Origin of the sequence: Mesorhizobium sp. M1A.F.Ca.ET.072.01.1.1 (genome assembly GCF_004023325.1) — a bacterium.
Classification (GTDB): domain Bacteria; phylum Pseudomonadota; class Alphaproteobacteria; order Rhizobiales; family Rhizobiaceae; genus Mesorhizobium.
In genome coordinates, this window is the sequence record NZ_RZSF01000640.1 from 1 (window position 1) to 1,382 (window position 1,382).

At 62.5% G+C, this 1,382-nt stretch carries 1 protein-coding gene; it reads left to right on the forward strand.

What is annotated here, in order from left to right; all coding sequences use genetic code 11:
- Positions 1 to 216: 216 nt before the first annotated feature.
- Positions 217 to 1,382 (forward strand): sarcosine oxidase subunit beta family protein (locus EOA32_RS37210; RefSeq protein WP_128374311.1); only part of this gene is annotated, 1,166 nt, incomplete at its 3' end.

Sequence of the window (1,382 nt, forward strand, 5' to 3'; positions counted from 1 at the left end):
CGACCGCTGAGGCGGCGGACATGAGGGCATATTCCTCGATCAGCAGGAATCCGTATCGCTGCGCGCTGCCGTGACGATTCTCTTCAACCATCCCGTGGGAAGCTTCCGTCCACATTGTTCGAAGGTATGTCCGACGAAGGCACACAGAAGTCAATTTTAGAAACGCTACTCTGCCGCTGCCGTGACATGATGTCGGCACTCTAGGGAGTTCACGTCATGAGATTTTCCGGCTTCCGCGTCTTTGCCGAAGCAATCAGGGGGCATACTGGGTGGCGGCCGCTCTGGCGCAACCCTGAGCCCAAGCCCGCCTACGATTATGTTATCGTCGGCGGGGGCGGTCACGGCCTGTCGACGGCTTACTATCTGGCCAACAAATTCGGCCAGTCTCGTATCGCCGTGCTCGAGAAGGGCTGGCTCGGGTCCGGAAATGTCGGGCGAAACACGACGATCATCCGGTCGAACTACCTGCTTGCCGGCAACGAGCCGTTCTACGAGTTCTCGATGGAGCTCTGGGAAGGACTGGAGCAGGAACTCAATTTCAATGCGATGGTCTCCCAGCGCGGCATCATCAACCTGTTTCATACGGATGCACAGCGCGATGCCTCCCGACGCCGCGGCAACGCCATGATGCTGGCGGGTGCGGGCGCCCAGTTGCTAGGCCGGGAGGAAATGCGCGCCATGGTTCCGTTCCTGAACTACGACAACGCGCGCTTCCCGATCAAAGGCGGCCTGATGCAGCAGCGTGCGGGCACCGCGCGGCACGACGGCGTGGCTTGGGGCTATGCCCGCGGCGCCGACAGCCACGGCGTGGACCTGATCCAGAATTGCGAGGTGACCGGTTTCCGGGTCGATCGCGGCAAGGTGCGTGGCGTGGAGACATCGCGCGGCTATATCGCCGCCGACAAGGTCGGCGTGGCGGTGGCGGGTTGCTCGGGCCGCGTCATGGCAATGGCCGGAATGCGGCTTCCGATCGAAAGCCATGTTTTGCAGGCCTTCGTCACGGAGGGGCTCAAGCCCACCATTCCCGGTGTGATCACGTTCGGGGCAGGCCATTTCTACATCAGCCAATCCGACAAGGGCGGGCTTGTCTTCGGCGGCGATATCGACGGCTACAATTCCTATGCCCAACGCGGCAACCTGCCGGTGGTGGAGGACGTCGCAGAAGGCGGCATGGCGCTGATGCCCATGATCGGGCGGGCGCGGCTCCTGCGCATGTGGGGGGGCGTGGTGGACATGTCGATGGACGGTTCGCCGATCATCGACCGCACGCATATTGATGGCCTCTATTTCAACGGCGGCTGGTGCTATGGCGGCTTCAAGGCGACGCCTGCCAGCGGTTATGCCTTCGCCCATCTTCTTGCCACCGGCGCACCCCACGAGAC